Below are 21,167 nucleotides of genomic sequence, written 5' to 3'. Positions count from 1 at the left end.
GGCTCAGTCTTTCTTCTTCGTGCCGACGGCATAGCCGGGCTGGTCGATGGCGAGCTTGTCGCGTGTGGCCTGGCGCAGGTGGTCGATCAGGCCGGGCGTGGCGGCGTCGAGTTCACCGGTGGCGATGCGGGTGCAGAGCAGGCGGTTGGCTTCGGCCAGGTCGGCGGGTGCGCCGGGGCCCAGCAGTGCGAGCAGCCGCGCCAGTTCACTTGCTTGCGCCGTGGGGCCGAGCTGCACTTCGCGCCGCACGATGTCGAGCGTGTTCGCGGCCACGCGCGCATGGAACGCGACCTGCCCTTCGGTGGCCGGCACCATCTGCTCGCGCAGGAAGGCGGCAACGGCCTCGAGCAGTTCGGCGATGTCGGGACGGTCCTGCATCAGGCGGCCTCTTCCTCGGGGGCGAGCAGCGCCAGCAGGTCCGACTCGGCCTCCGACGCGCGGCGGCCGATGGCGGCCTTCTCCACATCGCGCTCGCGGCCGCTGAGCCACGCATGCACCATGGCTTCGCAGACGATGCCCCACTTGAGCGTGCCCAGCACCTCCCACCAGCGCACGCGCGCGGCATCGACCTGCCCGCCTTCGGCGGTGTAGCCCTCGAAGAGTTGCTCGCGCGTGCCGAAGCCGCCCACGGGCAGCACGCCGTGGCCGAAGCGCCAGGAGCGCACGCACATCCAGCCGAGGTCTTCCATCGGATCGCCGAAGTGCGCGAGCTCCCAGTCGAGCACGGCGCGCAGGCCTTCCTCGCCGACCATCAGGTTGCCGTTGCGGAAGTCGCCGTGCACGAGCACCGGCGCGGGCACGTCGGCCGGCGCGTTTTTGCGCAGCCAGCGGAAGGCGAGTTCGAACACGGGGCGCGCGGTGCCGTGGCTGCGGTGCAGGCCGATCTGGAAGTCGAGCTCCGCGCGTGCGGCGGCCGTGCGCAGCGGCGGCAGGTGGTGCGCGGGCAGGCGGTGGATGCGCGCCATGGCCGCGCCGCACTGGCGCGCCAGCACGCGGCGCGCGCCGGCCAGGCGCTCATCGCGCACGATGCGGCGGCCCAGGGTCTCGCCCTCGATGCGGTCCATGACGAAGCCTTCGCCGAGCCCGTCGGCCGGCTGCAGCACATGCCGCACGCCGGGCACGGGCACGCCGCCTGCGCGTGCGGCCTCGATGAGTTGCGCTTCCGCCGCCAGGCCCGCGGTGCCCAGGGCGCGCGCGCCGCTGGCATCGGCCGCGCGGCGCAGCACCAGCGGCAGGGCCTGGCCCGCGCCGCCTGTCGCCACATTGAAAGCCCAGGTCTGCTGGCTGGCACCGCCCGAGAGCCGGCGCAGGGCCTGCACTGCGTGGCCATCGGGCACGAGGCGCCCGGCCAGCCGCTGCAGTGCGTTCGCGATCAGCGTCGCGTCATCGTGCACGGGCGAAGCGTGCCTGGAGCTTGCGCAGCAGCCCGACCACGCCGCCGGGCATCGCGAACATGAAGGCGATCAGCACCACGCCGTACACCGCCCAAGGCGCGGCCTTGGAGACCTTCTCGGCCAGCGAGGGCACGAACATGATGAAGATGGCACCGAAGATCGCGCCGTACAGCGTGCCCACGCCGCCCACCACGATGCCCACCAGCAGCGAGATCGACAGGAACAGCGTGAACGAATCGGGCGCCACGAACTGCACGGCAATGGCCGACAGCGCGCCGCCCACGCCGGTGTACGCGGCCGAGACGCCGAAGGTCATGGCCTTGTAGTGGCTGTTGTCCACGCCCATCGCCTCGGAGGCCATGGCGTGGTCGCGGATGGCGCGCATGGCCCGGCCGCTGCCGCTTTGCAGCAGGTTGTGGGCAATGAAGAACATCACGACCGCGACGAACAGCGAGAACAGGTAGAGCCACTGGTCTTCGTTGAGCGGCAGGCCGAAGGGCGCGGCGGGCTTCATGAGCACGATGCCCTGCACGCCGCCGGTCCAGGCCTCGAGGTGCTTGTACTTGAGCAGCTGCGGCATCGCCACGCCGAGCGCGAAGGTGGCCAGCGCCAGGTACAGCCCTTCGAGCTTCAGCGCGGGCCGACCGAACAGGTAGCCGACGATCAGGCACACCACGGCCGCCGCCGGCACCGTGAGCCAGTACGGCACGCCCGCATGCTCCATGAGGATGCCGGTGGTGTAGGCGCCAATGGCATAGAAGGCGCCATGGCCCAGCGAGATCTGCCCGTTGTAGCCCGTGAGGATGTTCAGGCCCAGCAGCGCAATGGCATACGAGATCACCATCGTCGCCTGGAACAGCTGGTAGCCGCGCGCCACGAAGGTGATGCCGATGGCCAGCACGATCAGCAGGCCGACCCACACGAGCGGAGAGCGCGAGGGCTTGGCGGTGGCGCGTGCATCGCCCGACCCGGCGAGCGGTGCCATGGCGGTCGGCAGGGAGGAGGCTTGGGGAGAGTTCATGCGATCAGACCCGGGTGACCAGCTTGCGGCCCATAAGGCCGGAAGGCTTGACGATGAGCACGCCGACGATCAGCACCAGCGCCACCGACAGCTTGAGTTCGGTGCCCACCACGTAGGTGCCGATGAGGTTCTCGAGCACGCCGACGATGAAGCCGCCGAGCACCGCGCCCACGGGGCTGTCGATGCCGCCGATGAGCGCACCGGCAAAGGCGTAGAGCAGCACGCCGGTCATCATGTGCGGGTCGAGGAAGACCACGGGCGCGACCATCATCCCGGCCACCGCGCCGATGGCGCCGGCCAGGCCCCAGCCCAGCATCAGCATGCGCCCGACGTTGATGCCCACCAGCCGCGACGAGGCCGCGTTCTGCGCCGCGGCGCGCATCGCCAGGCCCAGCGGCGTGAAGCGGAAGAACGCGAACAGCAGCAGCACCACCAGCAGCGTGACGCCGATGGCGCCCATCTCGTGCGCCGACATCATGGCGCTGCCGAACCACGCGTCCGACGGGAACGGGCTCGGGAACTGCTTGATGGTGTAGCCGAAGAGCCAGCCCGCCAGGCTGTGGAAGATCACCAGGAGGCCGATGAACACCACCACCACCGACAGCGCCGGCTTGTCGTGCATGGGCCGGATGACGGTGAACTCCACCACGGCCGCGAGCACGAAGGACAGCGCCACGGTCGCCACGAAGGCGGCCCAGTACGGCAGGCCGGCCTGCATGAGGCTCCAGGCGATGAAGGTCGAGAACATCGCCATCTCGCCCTGCGCGAAGTTGATGTGGTGCGTGGCCTGGTAGATCATCACCAGCGCCAGCGCAACGCTGGCGTAGATGCCGCCGGTGGCCAGGCCCGCCAGCAGTTGGTGCAGGAATGCGTTCATCGGTGTGTGGCCCTTATTCGCCCAGGTACGCTTTGCGCACGGCGTCGTTGCGGCGGATCTCGGCGGCGGTGCCCGAGAGCACGATGCGGCCGGTTTCCAGGAGGTAGGCCGAGTCGGCCAGGTCGAGCGCAAGCTTGGCGTTCTGCTCCACCAGCAGGATCGACACGCGCTCTTCCTTGTTGATGCGCCGCATGATCGAGAAGATGTCCTTCACGATGAGCGGCGCGAGCCCGAAGGAGGGCTCGTCGAGCAGCAGCAGGCGCGGCTTGCCCATGAGCGCGCGGCCGATGGCCAGCATCTGCTGCTCGCCGCCCGACAGCGTGCCGGCCTGCTGCGCGCGGCGCTCGCGCAGGCGGGGGAAGTAGTCGAACACGCGCTCCATGTCGGCGTCGATGCCGTCCCTGCTGGCGCGGGCGTAGGCGCCCAGGCGCAGGTTCTCCTCGGTCGTGAGGCCCAGGAAGGTGCCACGCCCGTCGGGCACGTGGCCCACGCCGGCCTTGGCGATCTGCTCGGTGGAGCGGCCGTCGATGCGCTGGCCGGCCAGCATGATGCGGCCCTCGGTGCTCACCATCATCTGGCACAGCGCGCGCAGCGTGGTGGTCTTGCCGGCGCCGTTGGCGCCCAGCAGCGCCACGACCTGGCCGATGGGAATGTCGAGGTCGATGCCCTGCAGCACGCGCGTCGGGCCATAAGCCGCATGCAGCCCGCGCACTTCGAGAATGTTGGTCGTCATGCCATCGCCTCCGCTTCTGCCTCTTCGCCCAGGTAGGCACGGATCACCTCGGGGTGCGCGCGCACCTCGGCCGGTGTGCCCTCGGCGATCTTCTTGCCGAAGTTCAGCGCCACCACCTTGTCCGACACGCCCATCACGAGGCTCATGTGGTGTTCGACCAGCAGCACCGTCACGTTCAGGCGGTCGCGGATGTCGCGGATCAGCGTGCCCAGGCTCTCGAGTTCTTCGTGGTTCAGGCCGCAGGCCGGCTCGTCGAGCAGCAGCAGCTGCGGCTCGGCCGCCAGTGCGCGCGCCAGCTCGACGCGCTTCTGTGTGCCGAAGGGCAGGTCGGCCACTTCGCGTTCGGCCACGGCCTCGAGGTCGAGAAAGTGGATCAGCTGGTCGGCCCGCGCCCGCGCCTGCGACTCGATGGCCGCCACGCCGGGCAGCCGGAAGGCGTTGCGCAGGAAGCCCGCGTGGTGCTTGCTGTGGCAGCCCACCAGCACGTTGTCGCGCACGGTCATCGTGCGAAACAGCGCCAGGTTCTGGAAGGTGCGTCCGATGCCCAGGCCCGCCATGCGGTGGCGCGGCAGGCGCGTGAGCGGATGGCCGTCGAACTCGATGCGGCCGGCGCTGCACTCGTACAGGCGCGAGAGACAGTTGAACAGCGTGCTCTTGCCCGCCCCGTTCGGTCCGATGAGGCCGCAGATCTGGCCCCGCCGCACGTCGAACGAGACGCCGTCGAGCGCCACGATGCCGCCGAAGCGCACCGACACCGCGTCGATGCGCAACAGGGGGGTGTTCTCTTTGTCTCCGCGATCGGTGTCATGAATCATGCGTCGATCTCTTTTTATGGAGCCGCGGTCGATGGCCGCAGCGTTCTCTTATCCAGGAACACCGCGGAACCGGCTTTGCCGGGCCGCAGGTGTTGCCCCCTGCAAGGGGGTTGGAGGCCACACGAAGTGGGCAAGCCTGGGGGTGTGCCTGTCTACAGCCGTTCGATGATCGTCACGTTGGCCATGCCGCCGCCTTCGCACATGGTCTGCAGGCCGTAGCGCTTGCCGCGCTGGCCCAGGGCGTTGACCAGCGTGGTCATCAGCTTGGTGCCCGAGGCGCCCAGCGGGTGGCCCAGCGCGATGGCGCCGCCGTTCACGTTGATGCGGGCCGGGTCGGCGCCCAGCGCCTTCAGCCAGGCGATGGGCACGGGCGCGAAGGCTTCGTTGACTTCGTACAGGTCGATGTCCTCGATCTTCATGCCGGCCTTTTGCAGCGCGCGCTGCGTGGCGGGCAGCGGGGCCTCGAGCATGATGACCGGGTCGTGGCCCAGCACGCTCATGTGGTGGATGCGTGCCAGCGGCTTCACGCCCAGCGTCTTCAGGCCGCGCTCGTTCACGACCATGAGGCCGCTGGCGCCGTCGCAGATCTGGCTGGCGGTGGCAGCCGTGCAGCGCCCGCCTTCGGCGATGAGCTTGACGCCGGCGATGCTCTCCAGCGTGGCGTCGTAGCGGATGCCTTCGTCGGTGGTGTGCAGCTCGCCGGTCTCGGTGCCGTCGGCCATGCGCACGGCCACGGGCACGATCTCGCGCTCGAAGTGGCCGGCCTTGGTGGCGGCAATGGCGCGGTGGTGGCTTTCGAGCGCGTAGCGGTCGAGCGCGTCTTTCTCGATGCCGTAGTTGCGCGCGATCATCTCGGCGCCCGTGAACTGGCTGAACTGGATGCCGGGGTAGCGCTTTTCCATGCCGGGGCTCACGTAGAAGCCCAGGTTGTTCTTCAGCGGCAGCGTGGTGGGCAGGCCCATGGGCACGCGGCTCATGCTCTCGACGCCGGCGGCGATCACGATGTCCATCGTGCCCGACATCACGGCCTGTGCCGCGAAATGCAGCGCCTGCTGCGACGAGCCGCACTGGCGGTCGACCGAGGTGGCGGGCACCGACTCGGGCAGGCGCGAGGCCAGCACCGCGTTGCGCGCCACGTTGGAGGCCTGCTCGCCGGCCTGGCCGACGCAGCCCATGATGACGTCCTCGATCAGGGCGGGGTCGGCATCGGTGCGCTCCACGAGCGCGTTGAGCACCTGTGCGGCCAGGTCGGCCGGGTGCCATCCGGCGAGGCGGCCGTTGCGGCGGCCGCCGGCGGTGCGCGCGGCGGCGACGATGTAGGCTTCGGGCATGTGAAATCTCCGGTGAGTGATCGGTTCGCGTCCTGCGCATTGTTGGCGCCACGCCGCCGCACAGCGTCGTCGGAACCGACGATTTTGGGCGCCATGCCGGGCGCCCCGCCCCTCACCGGTGGCCGAACACGGGCGGGCGCCGCGCCAGGAAGGCGCGCAGGCCCTCGTGCGCGTCTTCGGTGGCGAAGCGCGCGTGCAGCTGGCGCCGCTCGAACAGGATGCCCTCGGACAGCGACGATTCCCACGCGCGGTTGACCGACTCCTTGATCGCCACCAGCGCCGGCAGCGAGTACCCCGCGATGCGCGCGGCCAGCGCCAGGGCCTCGGGCATGAGCGCCTCGGGCGCGACCACGCGCGACACCAGACCGCAGCGGTCGGCCTCGGCCGCGTCGAGCACGCGCGCGGCCAGGCACATTTCCATCGCCTTGGCCTTGCCGATCGCGCGCGGCAGGCGCTGGGTGCCGCCGGCGCCCGGCAGCATGGCGAGCTTGACCTCGGGCAGCGCGAAGCGCGCCGATTCGGCGGCCAGCACGATGTCGCAGGCCAGCGCCAGTTCGCAGCCGCCGCCGTAGGCCACGCCGGCCACCGCGGCGATCACGGGCTTGCGCACGCGGCGGATGGTTTCCCAGTTGCGGGTGATGAAGTCGTCGCGCACCACGTCGGCGTAGCCCCAGTCGGCCATGGCCGCGATGTCGGCGCCGGCGGCGAAAGCGGTGTCGCCGCCGGTTACGACGATGGCGCCGATGCCCGCATCGGCATCGAAGGCCAGCAAGGCGGCGCCAAGGGCGTCCATGAGCGCGTCGTCCAACGCGTTGAGCTGGCGCGGGCGGTTCAGGGTGATCACGCCGACGCGGCCGTCGACATGGGTAAGCACGGGGGCGTCGGGCATCGTCATGAACTCAGTCCACCACGATCTTCTGGCGCGCAATCAGCGAGGACAGCATCGCGCCTTCGTCGGCCAGCAGCTTGCGGAACTCGGGCGTGCTCATGGCCACGGGCTCGGCACCCAGGTCGCCGTAGCGCGACTTGACGCTGGGCAGCGCGAGCGCCTTGCCGAGCTCGGCGCTCATGCGGGCCAGCACCTCGGGCGGCGTGCCGTTGGGCGCCCACATACCGAACCAGATGTCGAGGTTGGCGCCCGGAAAGCCCTGCTCGCCCACCGTGGGCACCTCGGGGAAGAAGGGCGAACGCTTGGCGCTCACGATGCCCAGCAGCTTGGCCTTGCCGGCGCGGATGTGCTGGAAGGCGATGCCGGGGTCGCAGACGAAATCGGCCTGGCCCGAGAGCACGTCCTGCAGCGCAGGCGCGGCGCCGCGGTAGGGCACGTGCGTGACCTGCGTGCCGGTGGCCTGCTTGAACAGCTCGCAGGCCAGGTGCGGCGGCGTGCCCGCGCCGGCCGAGGCGTACGAGAGCGTGCCGGGCTTGGCCCGCGCAAGCATGACCAGTTCGCGCACGTCCTTCGCGGGCAGCTGCGGCTTGGCGACGAGGTACATCTGCGTGCGCCCGACCGTGGCCACCGGCGTGAGGTCGCGCGAAGGCAGCAGGCTCGCCTTGAAGAGCGAGGGGTTGGCGGTCTCGACCGAAGTGGGCGCGATGAGGAAGGTGTGGCCGTCGGGCGCGGCGCGCACCACCTCGGCGGCCGAGATGTTGCCGCTGGCGCCGGGCTTGTTGTCGATCAGCACAGTCTGGCCGAGCGACTCCGACAGCGACTGCGCAAGGATGCGCGCCATCACGTCGGTGCTGCCGCCGGGCGCAAAGCCGACGACCACGCGGATGGGCTTGGACGGCCATGCGCCAGCGGGTGTGGTTGCAGGCGTTTGGGCCCAGGCCGCGTGGCCGGCGAGTGCGAGGCCCCCCAGTGCGGCCACGGCGCGGCCCAGCCGCCGGCCCACGCCGGCGGCGAATTGCTTCTTGTGCATGTGTTGTCTCCGTTGTGGTGTCGAAAGGATCGGCAGGTGCGCTCAGGCGGCCGGGGCGCCCGATTCGTCCGCGCGCAGCAGGTCGCGCAGCTTGAATTTCTGGATCTTTCCGGAGGGCGTGGAGGGCAAGCTCTCGCGCACCACGAGGCGCTCCGGGATGTACTGCAGCGCCACCTTCTCGGCCTTGAGGAAGGCAACGATCGACGCCAGGTCGACCTGCCGCCCCGGCCTGGGCACCACCACCGCGCAGGCGCGCTCGCCCAGGCGCTCGTCGGGGTAGGCGACCACGGCGGCCATGGCCACGTCGGGGTGGCGGTACAGCAGCGACTCGATCTCGACCACGGGGATGTTCTCGCCGCCGCGAATGATCACGTCCTTGGTGCGCCCGGCGATGCGCACATAGCCGCGCTCGTCGATGCGCGCGAGGTCGCCGGTGTCGAACCAGTCGGCCGCGTCGGTGCCGTTGAGCTGCGGGCGCTTCAGGTAGCCGCCGAAATTGGAGCAGGCGCGCAGCAGCAGCTTGCCGACCTCGCCCGCCGGCAGCGCCAGGCCGTCGACGTCGACCACCTTCAACTCCACGCCAGGCAACGGGCAGCCGTCGGTGTGGATGGAACGCTCGTCGTCATCGTCCAGCCGCGTGAGCGTGACGGCGCCGTTCTCGGTCATGCCCCAGGCCGACACGATCTTGGCGCCCAGCGCCTGGCGGGCCTGCTCGACCAGCGCGCCCGGAATGGGCGCACCGGCGCAGAGAAAGGCACGCAGCGTGGGCACGGCCGTGCCCGACTCGGCCACGGTCTTCGACAGGTCGGAGAGAAAGGGCGTGGACGCCATGGTGAAGCTCACGCCCTCGGCGTTGATCGACGCGATGGCCTGCTTCGGCTCCCAGATGTCCTGCAGCACGACCGAGGCCTGCAGCACGATGGGCATCATGAGCCCGTACATGAAGCCGGTCTGGTGCGCCATGGGCGAGGCCATGAGCACGACGTCGCCGGTGCCCAGGCCCAGGCGCTGCGCGTAGGGCACGATGTTGGCCATGGTGGTGTTGGCCGAGTGCATCACGCCCTTGGGCTCGCCGGTGGTGCCCGAGGTGTAGATGAGCTGGGTCACGTCGTCGGGGCCGGGCCGGTGCTGCTGCAGGATCTGCGCGGCATCGGGCTCCTGCTCCCATGCGGGGCCGGCCAGCAGTGCCTCGAAGCTGTTCGCACCGCTGCCGCCGACCACCACCACCTGCGCCAGGTCGGGCAGGCCGGCCTGCAAGCCCGTGGCCATCTGCTCGAAGTCGAAGCCCCGGAAGCGCGCCGGCACGATCAGCACCTTGGCCGCGCCGTGCCGCAGCATGAACGACAGCTCGCGCTCGCGGAAGATGTGCATCAGCGGGTTCATCACCGCGCCGATGCGCGAGCAGGCCAGGTAGGTCAGCGTGAACTCCCACCAGTTGGGCAGCTGGCAGGCCACCACGTCGTTGCGGCCCACGCCCAGCCGCGCCAGGCCGACGGCGATGCGGTCGGCCATGCGGCCCAGCTCGCGGTAGGTGAAACGCACGGTGGCGCCCTCGCCCTCCCCGTCCTTCACGCGCACCGCGGTGAGCGCCACCTTGTCGGGGCTGGCGGCAATGCAGGCATCGAGCGCATCGTTGATGGTGCGGTCGTGCCACAGGCCCTGGGCCACCATGCGCGTGCGGCGCGGGGGCAGCAGTACGGCGTCGAATTCCATGATGTCTTGTCTCCTCTTGTTGTGCGAACCGGAAAACCAGGAACCGCCGACTACGCCGGCACCGCCGAGCGCCCGGCGCGCGTGCGGGCGACGATGGTCTTCATGATCTGGGCCGTGCCGTCGCCGATCTGGAAGCCCAGCACGTCGCGCAGGCGCTGCTCCATCGGCCCGCGGTCGTAGCCGCCGTGGCCGAACATCAGCAGGCACTGGTGGATGACGTCGTAGGCCAGCTTGGGGCCCCACCACTTGCACATGGCGGCCTCGGCGGTGTGCGGCGCGCCCTTGTCCTTGAGCCACAAGGTCTGCAGGCACAGCAGGCGCGCGGCCTCGATCTGCGTGTCGAAGTCGGCCAGCGGGTGCGACACGCCCTGGAACGCCGACAGCGGCTTGCCGAAGGCCTCGCGCTGCGCCACGTACTCCCAGGTTTCTTCCAACGCCACGCGCGCCACGGCCAGCACCTGCAGCCCGATGAGCGCGCGCGAGAAGTCGAAGCCCTGCATGACCTGCACGAAGCCCTTGTTCTCCTCGCCCAGCCGGTGGTCGACGGGCACGCGCACGTTCTCGAAGAACAGCGAGCCGCGTCCGATGGCGCGCTGGCCGTGGCAGTCGAAGCGGTTGCGCGTGACGCCGGGCAGGTCCATCGGCACCAGCAGCGCGGTCACGCCGTGGGCGGCCGACTCGATGCTGCCGGTGCGCCCGAACACCACGGCGGCGTCAGCCTGGTCGGCGGCCGAGATGGAGGTCTTCTCGCCGTTGAGCACGTAGTGATCGCCCACGCGCTCCACGCGCAAGCGCAGGTTGGCGGCGTCGGAGCCGCCGCGCGGCTCGGTCAGCGCAATGGCGAACAGCGCCTCGCCCTGCGTGAGCTTGGCCAGCCACGGCGCCACCACCTCGGGCCGGCCGTGCTCGCACAGGATCTGCCCGTTGAGCGAGGCCAGCAGGTTGATGTAGCTCAGGCTCAAGTCGGCGCGGGCGATCTCTTCGTGAATCACGCCGGCGGCCAGGCAGCCCAGGCCCTGGCCGCCGTGGGCCTCGGGCAGCTCGGGCGCGATGAAGCCCATCTCGCCCATCTCGCGCATCAGCGCGCGGTCGAGCACGCGCGTGGCGTCGCGCTCCAGGAAGCCGGGCGCCACGCGCCCGGTGGCGAAGCGGCGCGCATGCTCGGCCAGCGTCGCCAGGTCGTCGTCGATGTACGGGTTCATCGCGGTGTGTCCGGGTGCGGCTACTTGGCGTACTTGCGGAACTCGGGCTTGCGCCGTTCCTGCAGGGCCGCGACGCCCTCGCGCGACTCTTCGGTGTCGTAGTACAGCTTGAGCGCGTACATGCCCAGGCCCGCGATGCCGGCCTGGTGCGCGGTGTCGGCGTTGAAGCTGCGCTTGGCGATGGCCAGCGCGGTGGGGCTGCGCTCGCAGATTTCCTCGGCCCACTTCTGCACCTCGGCATCGAGCTGCTCGTGCGGCACCACGGCATTGGCCAGGCCCATGGCCACGGCCTCGGCGCCGCTGTAGCGGCGGTTCAGGTACCAGATCTCGCGCGCCTTCTTCTCGCCGACCACGCGGGCCAGGAAGGCGGTGCCGTAGCCCGGATCGACCGAGCCCATCTTCGGGCCCACCTGGCCGAACACGGCCTTCTCGGAGGCGATGGTCAGGTCGCAGATGGTGCACAGCACGTTGCCGCCGCCGATGGCAAAGCCCTGCACGCGCGCGATGATGGGCTTGGGCACGTTGCGGATGGCGTCGTGCAGCTCTTCCATCGGCAGGCCGATGGTGCCGCGCCCGTCGTAGTTGCCGTTGTGGGCCGACTGGTCGCCACCGGTGCAGAAGGCCTTCTCGCCGGCGCCGGCCAGCACGATGGCGCCCACGCCGCGGTCGTAGCCCGCGCGGTTGAGCGCGCGGATGATCTCGTCGCAGGTCTGGCCGCGGAAGGCGTTCATCTTCTCGGGGCGGTTGATGGTGATCCACGCCACGCCGTTGCGCACGTCGTAGAGGATGTCTTCGAAGTCGGGGGATGCCATGGGGGTCTCCTGAAAGGTGTCGGGTGTGTGTGGGGGGTCAGCCGTTCATCGTCAGGCCGCCCGAGACGCTGAGCACCTGCCCGGTCACGAAGGCCGCGTCGTCGCTGGCGAAGAAAAGAATGGCGCCCGGCAGGTCGTTCGGCTGGCCGATGCGGCCCAGCGGAATGGAGCGCGTGAAGGCCTCCATGAGCTTCTCTGGGTTGCCCGCGCCTTCCTTGTATTCGGCGAACAGCGCGGTGTCGGTGGGGCCGGGGCACACCACGTTCACGGTGATGCCGTGGCGCGCGTGCTCGCGGGCGATGGTCTTGGAGAACGCCACCAGCCCGCCCTTGCAGGCCGCGTACACCGCCTCGCCCGAGGAGCCCACGCGCGCCGCGTCGGAGGCGATGTTGACGATGCGCCCCGCCTTGCGCGCGGCCATGCCGGGCAGCACGGCGTGGTGCATGTGCAGCGCGCCGGTGAGGTTGATGGCGATGAGCTTGTCCCACTGCGCGGGCTCGGTCTTGGTGAAGGGCTTGAACACGTCCCAGCCGGCGTTGTTGACCAGCACGTCGACCGGGCCGAAGCGCTCCACCACGGCGGCCACGGCCGCGTCGACGCCGGGGCGGTCGGTGATGTCGCAGCGGAAGGCCTGGGCCTGGCCGCCGTCGGCGCGGATCTGCGCGGCCACCGCTTCGGCGGCCTCGAGGTTCATGTCGAACACCGCCACGCGGGCGCCGTCCTGGGCGAAACGGCGGCTGGTGGCGCCGCCGATGCCGCCACCGCCGCCGGTGACGATCACTGTCTTGTCCTGAAATCGCTGCATCTGGTTCTCCTGGGGTGCGAGGGCTTGCTATATCGTTGGGCCGTTGGGCGCCACTTTTGAGACATTTACGTAAATACGTTGACGTATTATGGGATGCTGCCGTGGCGTCGCGCAAGCCTTTCCGAAAGAAAAAACATGCAAAACACTAGTGAAAACACCGACGCGGCACGCATGGCGCTGGCCAACCGGGTGTTCTTTCGCCTCTATCAATGTGCAAACATGTTGCATAAAACCGGCAGCCGCGCGGTCGAGGCCGAGGGCCTGACGACGCAGCAATGGGCCGTGCTCGGCGCCCTGTCGCGCGACGAGGCCGAGGGAGGAATGAGCGTGGGAGACCTGGCGCGCTACCTGAAGGTCAGCCGCCAGAACCTGTCGGGCCTGGTCAGCCGCATGGAGCGCGACGGGCACGTGACGACCGCGCCCGACAGCCGCGACCGGCGGTCACGGCTGGTCACGATGACCGGGTCGGGGCAACACGTGTGGAAGGTGGAAGCGCAGCCGAAGATCTACGCCTACTACGAGCAGGTGCTGGACGGGTTCTCGGTGAACGACGTCACGCACACCCTGCACTACCTGCTGAAGCTGCTCGACAACATGCAGCGGGTGGACGATGCGCAGGGGGGAGCGGAAGAGCCGGCGGAATGACGCCGGCCCCCGCGGCCTGAATCAGGCCTTGGCGAGGCGCTTGGCCATGCTCCAGCGGTGCACTTCCGACGGGCCGTCATAGATCCGGAAGGCCCGCATGTCGCGAAAGATGCGCGCGGCCACGGTCTCGTCCGACACGCCGCTCGCGCCCAGGATCTGCACCGAGCGGTCGACCACGCGCCACTCGGCCTCCGAGCACAGCACCTTGGCCACGCTCGATTCGTGGCGGCCCTTGCCGCCCTGGTCGAGCACCCACGCGCAATGCCAGATGGTCAGGCGCGAGACGTGCAGGTCCATCTCGTTGTCGGCCAGCATGAAGCCCACGCCCTCGTGCTCCACCAGCGGATGGCCGAAGGCCTGGCGGCGGCGGGCGTAGTCGGCGGCGAGCTCGTGCACGCGGCGCGCGGCGCCGAGCCAGCGCATGCAGTGCGTGAGGCGCGCGGGCGCCAGCCGCACCTGCGCGTAGCGAAAGCCCTCGCCGATGGCGCCCAGCACGTCGGTGGCCGGCACGCGCAGGCCGTCGAAGCGCACCACGCCGTGGCCGCCGGTGAAGCAGCTGTCGAGTGCGTCGATCTGCCGTTCGATCACGATTTCGGGCTGGTCCATGTCGGCCAGGAACATGGTCGACGACCCGTCTTCCATGCGCGCCATGATGATCGCGAAGCCCGCGCCGGTGGCGCCGGTGATGAACCACTTGCGCCCGGTGATCACGTAGTGGTCGCCGTCGCGCACGGCCACGGTCTGCATCATCGACGGGTCGGAGCCGGCGCCGGGCGGCGGCTCGGTCATGCAGAAGCACGAGCGCACGTGGCCGTCGATGAGCGGCTGCAGCCAGCGCGCCTTCTGCGCCGGCGTGGCGACCACTTCCATCAAATGCACGTTGCCTTCGTCGGGCGCGTGGATGTTGAGCGCCACCGGGCCGAGCGGCGAGTAGCCCGCCTCCTCGAACACGATGGCCTTGTCGACGTGCGACAAGCCCAGCCCGCCGTGTTCCTTGGACGCATGCGGCGTGAGCAGGCCGGCGCGGCGTGCGCGCGCCACCAGCTCGTCGCGCAGCGCCTCGGCGGGGCCGTGCGAATCCTGCCGGGGGTCGGATTCGAGCGGAATCACCTCCTCGGCGATGAAGCGGCGCGTTCGTTCCTGCAGGTCGAGCTGGGCCGGGGTGAGGCTGAAGTCCATGGTGGGACGCTCCTTCTTTCTCTCAGTGGATTCAAGGACGGATTGAAGACAATGCGGCGCATGGTGCCGACGCGGGCGCGGGTTTCGAGTCGTGAGCGGGACAAGCCTGCCGGATTCGTCCGTTCCGACGATGCCGCGGCACGGCCTGCGCCCAACACTGACACGCCATGAACACACCTGCAACCGACCACGACGCCGACATCCTCCTGCTCACCCGTCCGCAGGACGGCTGCGCCTGCCTCACGCTGAACCGGCCGCAGGCCATGAACGCCCTGTCGCTCGCGCTGCGGCGCGCGCTGGTGCGCACGCTCGACACGCTCGCGCAGGACGACAGCGTGCGCGTGCTCGTCCTCACCGGCGCGGGCCGCGCCTTCTGCGCCGGCCTGGACCTGCGCGAGATCGACCCCGGCGCCATCACCGGCGACGCCGGCACCGACGTGGCCACCGCCCTCGCGAACTTTCCGCGCCCGGTGATCGGCGCCGTGAACGGCGCGGCCATCACCGGCGGCCTCGAGGTGGCGCTGGCCTGTGACCTGCTGATTGCGTCGAGCGAGGCGCGCTTTGCCGACACCCACGCGCGCATCGGCGTGATCCCGGGCTGGGGGCTGTCGCAGCGGTTGTCGCGGCTCATCGGCATTGCGCGGGCGAAGGAGATGGCCTTCAGCGGCAACTTCGTCGGCGCCGAACAGGCCGAACGCTGGGGGCTGGTCAACCGCGTGACCACGCCCGAGCAGTTGATGCCCCAGGCGCTGGCACTGGCCGCCGACATCGCAAGCGCGCTGCCCGAGATGCTGCCGGTCTACAAGCGCCTGATCGACGACGGCCATGCGCGCAGCTTTGCCGAAGGCATGGCGCTGGAGCAGGCCGCCACGCGCGAATGGGCTGCGTCGCTCACGCCCGAGGTGCTGCGCGCGCGGCGCGAGGCGGTGCAGGCGCGCGGGCGTGCGCAGAAGGGCTGACGACGGCCCTTCGCCCCGGCGTCAGCGCGGCGCCATCCGGATCGCGCCGTCCAGCCGCACGCTCTCGCCGTTGAAGTAGCCGTTGGTGATCATCAGCTCGGCCAGCGTCGCGTACTCGGCCGGATTGCCCAGGCGCTTGGGGAACGGCACCGAGGCGGCCAGCGCGGCCTTCACGTTGTCGGGCGCGCCCTGCAGCAGCGGCGTGTTGAAGATGCCCGGCAGGATCGTGTTCACGCGGATGCCCTCGCCCATGAGGTCGCGCGCGATGGGCAGCGTCATGCCGACCACGCCGGCCTTCGAGGCGGTGTAGGCGGCCTGGCCCATCTGGCCGTCTTGCGCCGCAACCGAGGCGGTGTTGACGATGGCGCCGCGCTCGCCGTCTTCCAGCGCATCGAGCGTGAGCATGCCGGCCGCCGACTTGGCGATGCAGCGGAAGGTGCCCACGAGGTTGATCTGGATGATGCGGTCGAAGTTGGCGAGCGGAAAGTGCTTGATCTCGCCCGAGGCCTTGTCGCGGCTCGCGGTCTTCACCGCGTTGCCGGTGCCGGCGCAGTTGACCAGCACGCGCTCCTGGCCGTGCGCGGCGCGGGCCTTGGCGAAGGCCGCGTCGACCTGCTCTTCCGACGTGACATCGACCTTGCAGAACACGCCGCCCAGTTCCTTGGCCAGGGCCTCGCCCTGCTCCACGTTGAGGTCGAACAGCGCGACCTTCACGCCGTGGCTGGCCAGGCGGCGCGCGGTGGCGGCCCCCAGGCCCGAGGCGCCGCCCGTGACGACGGCGGCAATGCTGGAATCGAGTTGCATCTCTTGTTGTCCTTGGATAGAGAGAGAAAGGAAGAAAGAAAACCGAAAACGCCTGCCGTTCAGACCGGGTAGTAGCGCAGCTTGCGCGCCGCCATCTCGCGCATGCGCGCCGTGGGCACATACGGCGCGCCGAGCGCCGCATGTTTGTCGCACAGCGCGACCACGCGGTCCAGCCCCAGCCAGTCGGCGTACTTGAGCGCGCCGCCCGCATAGGCCGGAAAGCCCACGCCGAGCAGCAGCGCCATGTCGAGCTCGGCCGGCGTGGCGACCACGCCGTCTTCGAGCGCGTGCGCGGCCTCGACCACCATCGGCAGCATCATGCGTTCGACGATCTCCGCGTCCGCGAAGTCGCGCCGCCCTTGCGGCTGCAGCGTGGCGACCAGCGCATGCGCCTCGGGCGCGGCCGACTTGCGCGGGCGGCCCGTGGGGTCGTTCTCGTAGCGGTAGAAACCCGCGCCGTTCTTCTGGCCGTAGCGCTTGTTCGCCACCATGAGCTTCACGGCATTGCGTTCGAGGGCCGGCATGCGCTGCGGGTAGCCCGCGGCGATCACGTCGCCCACGTGCGCGCCCACGTCCATGCCCACCACGTCCTGCAGGTAGGCCGGCCCCATGGGCCAGCCGAAGGCTTCCATCGCGCGGTCGACCGCCTCGAAGTCGGCGCCATCGGCCACCAGCTGCACGAAGGCGTTGATGTACGGCGTGAGGATGCGGTTGACCAGGAAGCCCGGGCAGTCCTTCACCACGATGGGCGTCTTGCCCATGGCCACGGCATAGCCCACGGCGGTGGACACGGCGGCGTCGCGCGTCTTCGCGCCCTGGATCACTTCCACCAGTTGCATCACCGGCACGGGGTTGAAGAAGTGCATGCCGACGAAGTCTTCGGGCCGCGCGAGCGGCTGGGCGATGTCGTCGATGCGCAGGCTCGAGGTGTTCGAGGCGATCACGGTGCCGGGCTTCACGCTACCTTCCAGCGCCGCGAGCACCTTGCGCTTGACCTCGAGGCTCTCGACCACGGCCTCGACCACGCAGTCCACGCTGTCGAAGCCGGTCTCGTCGAGCTGGGGCACGATCGACGCTTGAATGGCGTCGGCCTTGGCCTGCGCGAGCCGGCCGTTCTTCACCTGCTTGGCGAGCTGCTTGCCGGCCTCGGCCATGCCCAGGTCGAGCTGCGGCTGCGCGATGTCCTTCATGCGCACCGGCGTGCCGCGCAGCGCGCTGGTGTAGGCGATGCCGCCACCCATGATGCCGGCGCCGAGCACGGCCGCCTGCTTCACCGGACGGCCTTCGCGCGCGTGGCGCTTGTAGAGCTTCTTGAGTGCCTGGTCGTTGAGAAAGGCCTGCACCAGCGAAGCCGCGGCCTGCGTCTTCGCGACGCGGCCGAAGGCGACCGACTCGAGGTCGAGCGCACCCGCGCGGTCGCGGCCGGCGGCCTCGGCCATCATTTCGAGCGCGATGAGGGCTGCGGGCTGGTGCTTGCCGCTGCGCGCCGCCACCTGCGTGCGTGCGGTCTCGACCAGCGCACCGGCCTCCTGCTTCGACAGCGCCAGCGGCGCGCGCTTGCGTTGCTGCGCCGCTCGCCAGTCGATCTCGCCGCGCACCGCACGTTGCAGCAGCGCGAGCGCACGGTCGCGCAAAGCATCGGGCGTCGCGACCTCGTCGGTCACGCCCGCGGCCAGCGCGGCCGGCGCCTTGGCCGGCTTGCCGCTCGCCACCCAGTCGATGGCCGTGGCCAGGCCTGCGAGACGCGACAGCCGCACCGTGCCGCCGAAGCCGGGGAACAGGCCCAGCTTCACCTCGGGCACGCCGACCTGGGCCGTGTCGGCCATCACGCGCAGCGGCGCGAGCATCGCCAGCTCCAGCCCGCCGCCGAGCGCGAAGCCGTTGATGGCGACCACGCTGGGCACCTTCAGGTCCTCGAAGGCGTTGAACAGTTCGTTGCTGGCGCGCACGCCGCGCGCGATGTCGGCCTCGGCCTGCTGGAAGGTGGCGCCGAACTCGGTGATGTCGGCGCCGACGATGAACACGTCTTTCGCGCTTGTCACCAGCACGCCGCGCACATCCGGCGAGGCCGCGATGCGCTCGGTGGCCTGGCGGAACTCGTCGACGGTGCGTGCGTCGAGCTTGTTGATGGCCTCGCCGCGCCGGTCGAAGCGCAGCTCCACCAGCCCGTCCTGCAGCGGCAGGACTTCGATACTTTCGCCTTGGAACAAAGGGGGTCTCCTCGCGGCCGGCGACGCGCCAGCCTGTGGGAAAAAGTTTAGGGACGCGCCCTGCGTGCAGGCATCGTCCGAAGCGACGATTACAGGCGGCCGCGCGCCTGCAGGTAGTCGCGCACCGCCTCGGCGGCGGGGTCGCCGACCACGGCGAATTCGTCGGTGAAGAAGATCGGCGAGGCGGCCAGGTCGATGAAGCGGCGCTCGTCCGCGAGCAGCTCGGCGCTCGCGCGGCGGGCTTCCTCGCGCCGCGCGCCGGTGCGCGCCTCGAGGCTGTCCCACCACAGCTCGGCCACGCCGTCGAAGGGCGCGGGGCTGCCGCGCGGCACGGCCAGCGGCTGCACCAGCGCATCGTCGAGCGTGTGCGACTGCACGTAGCGCCGCAGCCCCAGCACCTCGGCGCGCTCGGCGACGAGCGGTGCATGCACATTTCGCCAGTGGTGCTGGAACTGCGCGCGGTCCAGGTGCGGCAAGCGCCGCAGACAGAAGACGAGCTTGATCATCGGCGCACCCGGATCAGCCCTTCCTGCGCCACGGAGGCCACGAGCCGGCCGGCGCGGTCGAACAGCGCGCCGCGGCAGAAGCCGCGCGCATGCTCGGCCGAGGGCGAGTCGGCGTCGTACAGCAGCCAGTCGTCGCAGCGGAAATCGCGGTGGAACCACATCGCGTGGTCCAGGCTCACGCCCTGCACGCCCGGTTGCTGAAACGCCAGGCCGTGCGGCTGCATCGCCACGCCCATGAAGCTGTAGTCGGAGGCATAGGCCAGCAGGGCCTGGTGCAGCAGCGGGTCGTCGGGCAGCGCGTCGGCGGTGCGCAGCCAGAGCTGGCTGTGCGGCGGGCGCGGGCCGGCCGTGACCGGGTCGCGCGGATCGACGTAGCGGAACTCGATCGGCCCCTCGACGCGCACGCGCGGACCGGCGCGCGGCGTGAGGTCTTCGGGCGGCGGCGCCTCGGGCATGGCGCACTGGTGCGACACGCCCGCCTCGCGCCGGTGGAACGAGGCCGACATGTGGAAGATCGGCTCGCCATGCTGGATGGCGACCACGCGCCGCGTCGTGAAGCTCGCGCCGTCGCGGATGCGATCCACGTCGTAGACGATGGGCGCGGCCTTGTCGCCCGCGCGCAGGAAGTAACCGTGCAGCGAATGCGCCGCATGCCCGTCGACCGTGCGGGCCGCGGCCATCAGCGCCTGCCCGAGCACCTGACCGCCGAAGACGGCGGGCGCGCCGATGTCGGTGCTGGTGCCGCGAAACAGGTTCTTCTCGAGCTGTTCGAGCTGCAGCTGCGCGACCAGCGACTGCAGCGCTTGCGCGCGGCCTGGGCTCACGCGGCGTGCTCCACGGGATAGAACGGCGTGTTCGATTGTGCGCGCTGGCGCAACGCGGCCGTGGGCTTGAAGCGCTCGCCGTGGCGCTGTGCGAGTGCATCGCAGCGCGCGACGAAAGCCGCGAGGCCGACGGTCTCGATGTACGAGAGCGTGCCGCCGGTCCAGTCGGGATAGCCCAGCGCGAGCACGGCGCCGAGGTCAGCCTCGACCGGTTGCTTCAGCACGCCTTCTTCGAGGCAACGCGCCGCTTCGAGCGCGAGGAGTGACAGCAGGCGTTCGCCGACGGCGCGTGCATCGGGCTGCGACGTGGCGGCCTGTGTCGCGGTGGCATCGGCGGTCAGCGGACTCTCGCCCAACCCGGCCTGCCGCGCAGCATTCGCGATCAGCGCAGGCGACACGCCTTCACTCAACAGCGCCGCACCTTCACTGCGGTACAGCTGCCGCAGCCGTTCGACATACGCGGTGCTGATCGCGCTGAGGTCACCCTTGCGCCGCAACGCCGCGCCCCGGTTCACGAACAGCGTGCGCATCAGGTTGCGTGCCACCGGGCCGGCCAGCAAGGGGCCGAAGCACTGCGCCTCGACCGCCAGGCCCGCGTCCATCGGCAGCTGCGTGCCTTCGTACACGGCCGACAGGATGGCCAGCGGCGCCGGCAGCTGGTCGTGCGTGTCGCGCCGCACCTGCGCCAGCGTGGCGCCGAAGCTCGCGCCCGCGTGCGGTGCGAGTGCACCCGCACCGCCCGGCACCTGGAAGCCCTTCACGTCCCACGGCTGCTGGCCGGCGTCGGGGTGGTCGAGCACCCAGCGACGGGCCACGGCCACGAGTTGGTCGGCCGGCGCGAGCGCATCGACCATGCCCAGCGCCAGCGCCTCGGCCGGCGCCACATGCCGGCCCGACAGCAGCAGCGGCAGCGCGCGCGCAATGCCGATGAGGCGCGGCAGCCGCTGCGTGCCGCCGCCCACGGGCAGCAGGCCGACCGTCACTTCGGGCAGTCCAACCACCGCGCGCGCTTCGTCGAGCAGCACGCGGTGGTGGCAGGCCAGCGCGAGCTCGAAGCCGCCGCCCAGCGCCACCCCGTTGATCGCCACCGCCACGGGCTTGCCGCAGCGCTCCAGCTCGCGCAGCGCGCGCCCGCCGGGCGCGATCACCTCGATGGCCTCGGCCGCGCCGCCGCCCGTGGCATGAAAGCCCACGAGGTCCTTGAGGTCGGCCCCGGCCATGAAGCCGCTGGCCTTGCCCGAGGTGATGACCGCGCCGCGCACATCGGCGCGCTGCGCGATCTGCGCCACGGCCGCGCGCAGGTCGGCCGTGAAGCCGGGCGTGAACACGTTCATCGGCCGCTCGGGCACGTCGAGGGTGAGGAGCGCGACGCCGTCGGCATCGACCTCGAATCGGATGTGGGAAGGCATAGGAAAAAT

The 21,167-nt window shown here is 70.5% G+C and carries 21 protein-coding genes; 2 read left to right on the top strand and 19 right to left on the bottom strand.

Annotated elements, in window-relative coordinates:
* Positions 1 to 3 precede the first annotated feature (3 nt).
* From AC07Y4_RS19780 to badH, 13 genes are all read right to left on the bottom strand, one after another.
* The gene (locus AC07Y4_RS19780) at positions 4 to 378 is read right to left on the bottom strand and encodes a DUF6285 domain-containing protein (RefSeq protein WP_487850222.1); all 375 of its coding nucleotides are present in this window, start codon (positions 376 to 378) and stop codon (positions 4 to 6) included.
* Positions 378 to 1,394, bottom strand: a complete 1,017-nt coding sequence (locus tag AC07Y4_RS19775; protein WP_487850223.1) for a phosphotransferase family protein — start codon at positions 1,392 to 1,394, stop codon at positions 378 to 380. The genes AC07Y4_RS19780 and AC07Y4_RS19775 overlap by 1 nt, the downstream gene beginning before the upstream one ends.
* Complete coding sequence (locus tag AC07Y4_RS19770; RefSeq protein WP_487850224.1) at positions 1,384 to 2,415, bottom strand: branched-chain amino acid ABC transporter permease; 1,032 nt, start codon at positions 2,413 to 2,415, stop codon at positions 1,384 to 1,386. The genes AC07Y4_RS19775 and AC07Y4_RS19770 overlap by 11 nt, the downstream gene beginning before the upstream one ends.
* 4 nt (positions 2,416 to 2,419) lie before the next feature.
* Positions 2,420 to 3,292, bottom strand: coding sequence for a branched-chain amino acid ABC transporter permease (locus tag AC07Y4_RS19765; protein WP_056577629.1), 873 nt, complete (start codon positions 3,290 to 3,292; stop codon positions 2,420 to 2,422).
* A 13-nt stretch (positions 3,293 to 3,305) separates the two neighbouring features.
* Complete coding sequence (locus AC07Y4_RS19760; RefSeq protein ID WP_487850225.1) at positions 3,306 to 4,025, bottom strand: ABC transporter ATP-binding protein; 720 nt, start codon at positions 4,023 to 4,025, stop codon at positions 3,306 to 3,308.
* A complete protein-coding gene (locus AC07Y4_RS19755; RefSeq protein ID WP_062478152.1) occupies positions 4,022 to 4,840 on the bottom strand; it encodes an ABC transporter ATP-binding protein in 819 nt (272 codons plus the stop codon). Before AC07Y4_RS19755 ends, AC07Y4_RS19760 begins: the two co-directional genes overlap by 4 nt.
* A gap of 152 nt (positions 4,841 to 4,992) precedes the next feature.
* Positions 4,993 to 6,171 (bottom strand): acetyl-CoA C-acetyltransferase, encoded by a 1,179-nt coding sequence (locus AC07Y4_RS19750; RefSeq protein ID WP_095746834.1) that lies wholly within the window; start codon positions 6,169 to 6,171, stop codon positions 4,993 to 4,995.
* 112 nt (positions 6,172 to 6,283) lie between these two features.
* Positions 6,284 to 7,060: an enoyl-CoA hydratase-related protein gene (locus AC07Y4_RS19745; protein ID WP_487850298.1), complete on the bottom strand. Its 777-nt coding sequence runs from the start codon at positions 7,058 to 7,060 to the stop codon at positions 6,284 to 6,286.
* A gap of 10 nt (positions 7,061 to 7,070) precedes the next feature.
* A complete protein-coding gene (locus AC07Y4_RS19740; RefSeq protein ID WP_487850226.1) occupies positions 7,071 to 8,090 on the bottom strand; it encodes a Bug family tripartite tricarboxylate transporter substrate binding protein in 1,020 nt (339 codons plus the stop codon).
* 42 nt (positions 8,091 to 8,132) lie between these two features.
* Positions 8,133 to 9,803, bottom strand: a complete 1,671-nt coding sequence (aliA, locus tag AC07Y4_RS19735) for a cyclohexanecarboxylate-CoA ligase (RefSeq protein WP_487850227.1) — start codon at positions 9,801 to 9,803, stop codon at positions 8,133 to 8,135.
* A gap of 50 nt (positions 9,804 to 9,853) precedes the next feature.
* Positions 9,854 to 11,005, bottom strand: a complete 1,152-nt coding sequence (aliB, locus tag AC07Y4_RS19730; RefSeq protein WP_487850228.1) for a cyclohexanecarboxyl-CoA dehydrogenase — start codon at positions 11,003 to 11,005, stop codon at positions 9,854 to 9,856.
* Positions 11,006 to 11,025: 20 nt separating this feature from the next.
* The gene (gene badI / locus AC07Y4_RS19725; RefSeq protein ID WP_487850229.1) at positions 11,026 to 11,817 is read right to left on the bottom strand and encodes a 2-ketocyclohexanecarboxyl-CoA hydrolase; all 792 of its coding nucleotides are present in this window, start codon (positions 11,815 to 11,817) and stop codon (positions 11,026 to 11,028) included.
* 37 nt (positions 11,818 to 11,854) lie between these two features.
* Positions 11,855 to 12,622, bottom strand: a complete 768-nt coding sequence (gene badH / locus AC07Y4_RS19720) for a 2-hydroxycyclohexanecarboxyl-CoA dehydrogenase (RefSeq protein WP_056577609.1) — start codon at positions 12,620 to 12,622, stop codon at positions 11,855 to 11,857.
* Between the two features lie 135 nt (positions 12,623 to 12,757).
* On the opposite strand from badH, the gene AC07Y4_RS19715 reads away from it, so the two are divergent.
* Positions 12,758 to 13,267 (top strand): MarR family winged helix-turn-helix transcriptional regulator, encoded by a 510-nt coding sequence (locus tag AC07Y4_RS19715; RefSeq protein ID WP_487850230.1) that lies wholly within the window; start codon positions 12,758 to 12,760, stop codon positions 13,265 to 13,267.
* 21 nt (positions 13,268 to 13,288) lie between these two features.
* Here the strand turns inward: AC07Y4_RS19715 and AC07Y4_RS19710 are convergent, their stop codons facing one another.
* Positions 13,289 to 14,446: an acyl-CoA dehydrogenase family protein gene (locus tag AC07Y4_RS19710; RefSeq protein WP_487850231.1), complete on the bottom strand. Its 1,158-nt coding sequence runs from the start codon at positions 14,444 to 14,446 to the stop codon at positions 13,289 to 13,291.
* A 167-nt stretch (positions 14,447 to 14,613) separates the two neighbouring features.
* On the opposite strand from AC07Y4_RS19710, the gene AC07Y4_RS19705 reads away from it, so the two are divergent.
* Entirely contained in the window at positions 14,614 to 15,405 is a 792-nt protein-coding gene (locus tag AC07Y4_RS19705; protein WP_487850232.1) for an enoyl-CoA hydratase, read from the top strand.
* A 21-nt stretch (positions 15,406 to 15,426) separates the two neighbouring features.
* Here the strand turns inward: AC07Y4_RS19705 and AC07Y4_RS19700 are convergent, their stop codons facing one another.
* The 5 genes from AC07Y4_RS19700 to AC07Y4_RS19680 all read right to left on the bottom strand — a co-directional run bounded on the left by AC07Y4_RS19700 (position 15,427) and on the right by AC07Y4_RS19680 (position 21,158).
* On the bottom strand, positions 15,427 to 16,209 hold the full coding sequence (locus AC07Y4_RS19700; protein ID WP_062478161.1) for an SDR family NAD(P)-dependent oxidoreductase: 783 nt from the start codon (positions 16,207 to 16,209) through the stop codon (positions 15,427 to 15,429).
* Positions 16,210 to 16,268: 59 nt separating this feature from the next.
* Complete coding sequence (fadB, locus tag AC07Y4_RS19695; RefSeq protein WP_487850233.1) at positions 16,269 to 18,419, bottom strand: fatty acid oxidation complex subunit alpha FadB; 2,151 nt, start codon at positions 18,417 to 18,419, stop codon at positions 16,269 to 16,271.
* Between the two features lie 89 nt (positions 18,420 to 18,508).
* The gene (locus AC07Y4_RS19690; RefSeq protein ID WP_487850234.1) at positions 18,509 to 18,925 is read right to left on the bottom strand and encodes an EthD domain-containing protein; all 417 of its coding nucleotides are present in this window, start codon (positions 18,923 to 18,925) and stop codon (positions 18,509 to 18,511) included.
* Positions 18,922 to 19,749, bottom strand: coding sequence for an acyl-CoA thioesterase (locus AC07Y4_RS19685; protein WP_487850235.1), 828 nt, complete (start codon positions 19,747 to 19,749; stop codon positions 18,922 to 18,924). The genes AC07Y4_RS19690 and AC07Y4_RS19685 overlap by 4 nt, the downstream gene beginning before the upstream one ends.
* On the bottom strand, positions 19,746 to 21,158 hold the full coding sequence (locus AC07Y4_RS19680; RefSeq protein ID WP_487850236.1) for an enoyl-CoA hydratase-related protein: 1,413 nt from the start codon (positions 21,156 to 21,158) through the stop codon (positions 19,746 to 19,748). The genes AC07Y4_RS19685 and AC07Y4_RS19680 overlap by 4 nt, the downstream gene beginning before the upstream one ends.
* Between the last annotated feature and the right edge of the window lie 9 nt (positions 21,159 to 21,167).

The organism is Variovorax sp. GW460-12-1-14-LB1, assembly GCF_059423605.1.
This window is presented reverse-complemented; position numbering and strand designations above follow the sequence as displayed.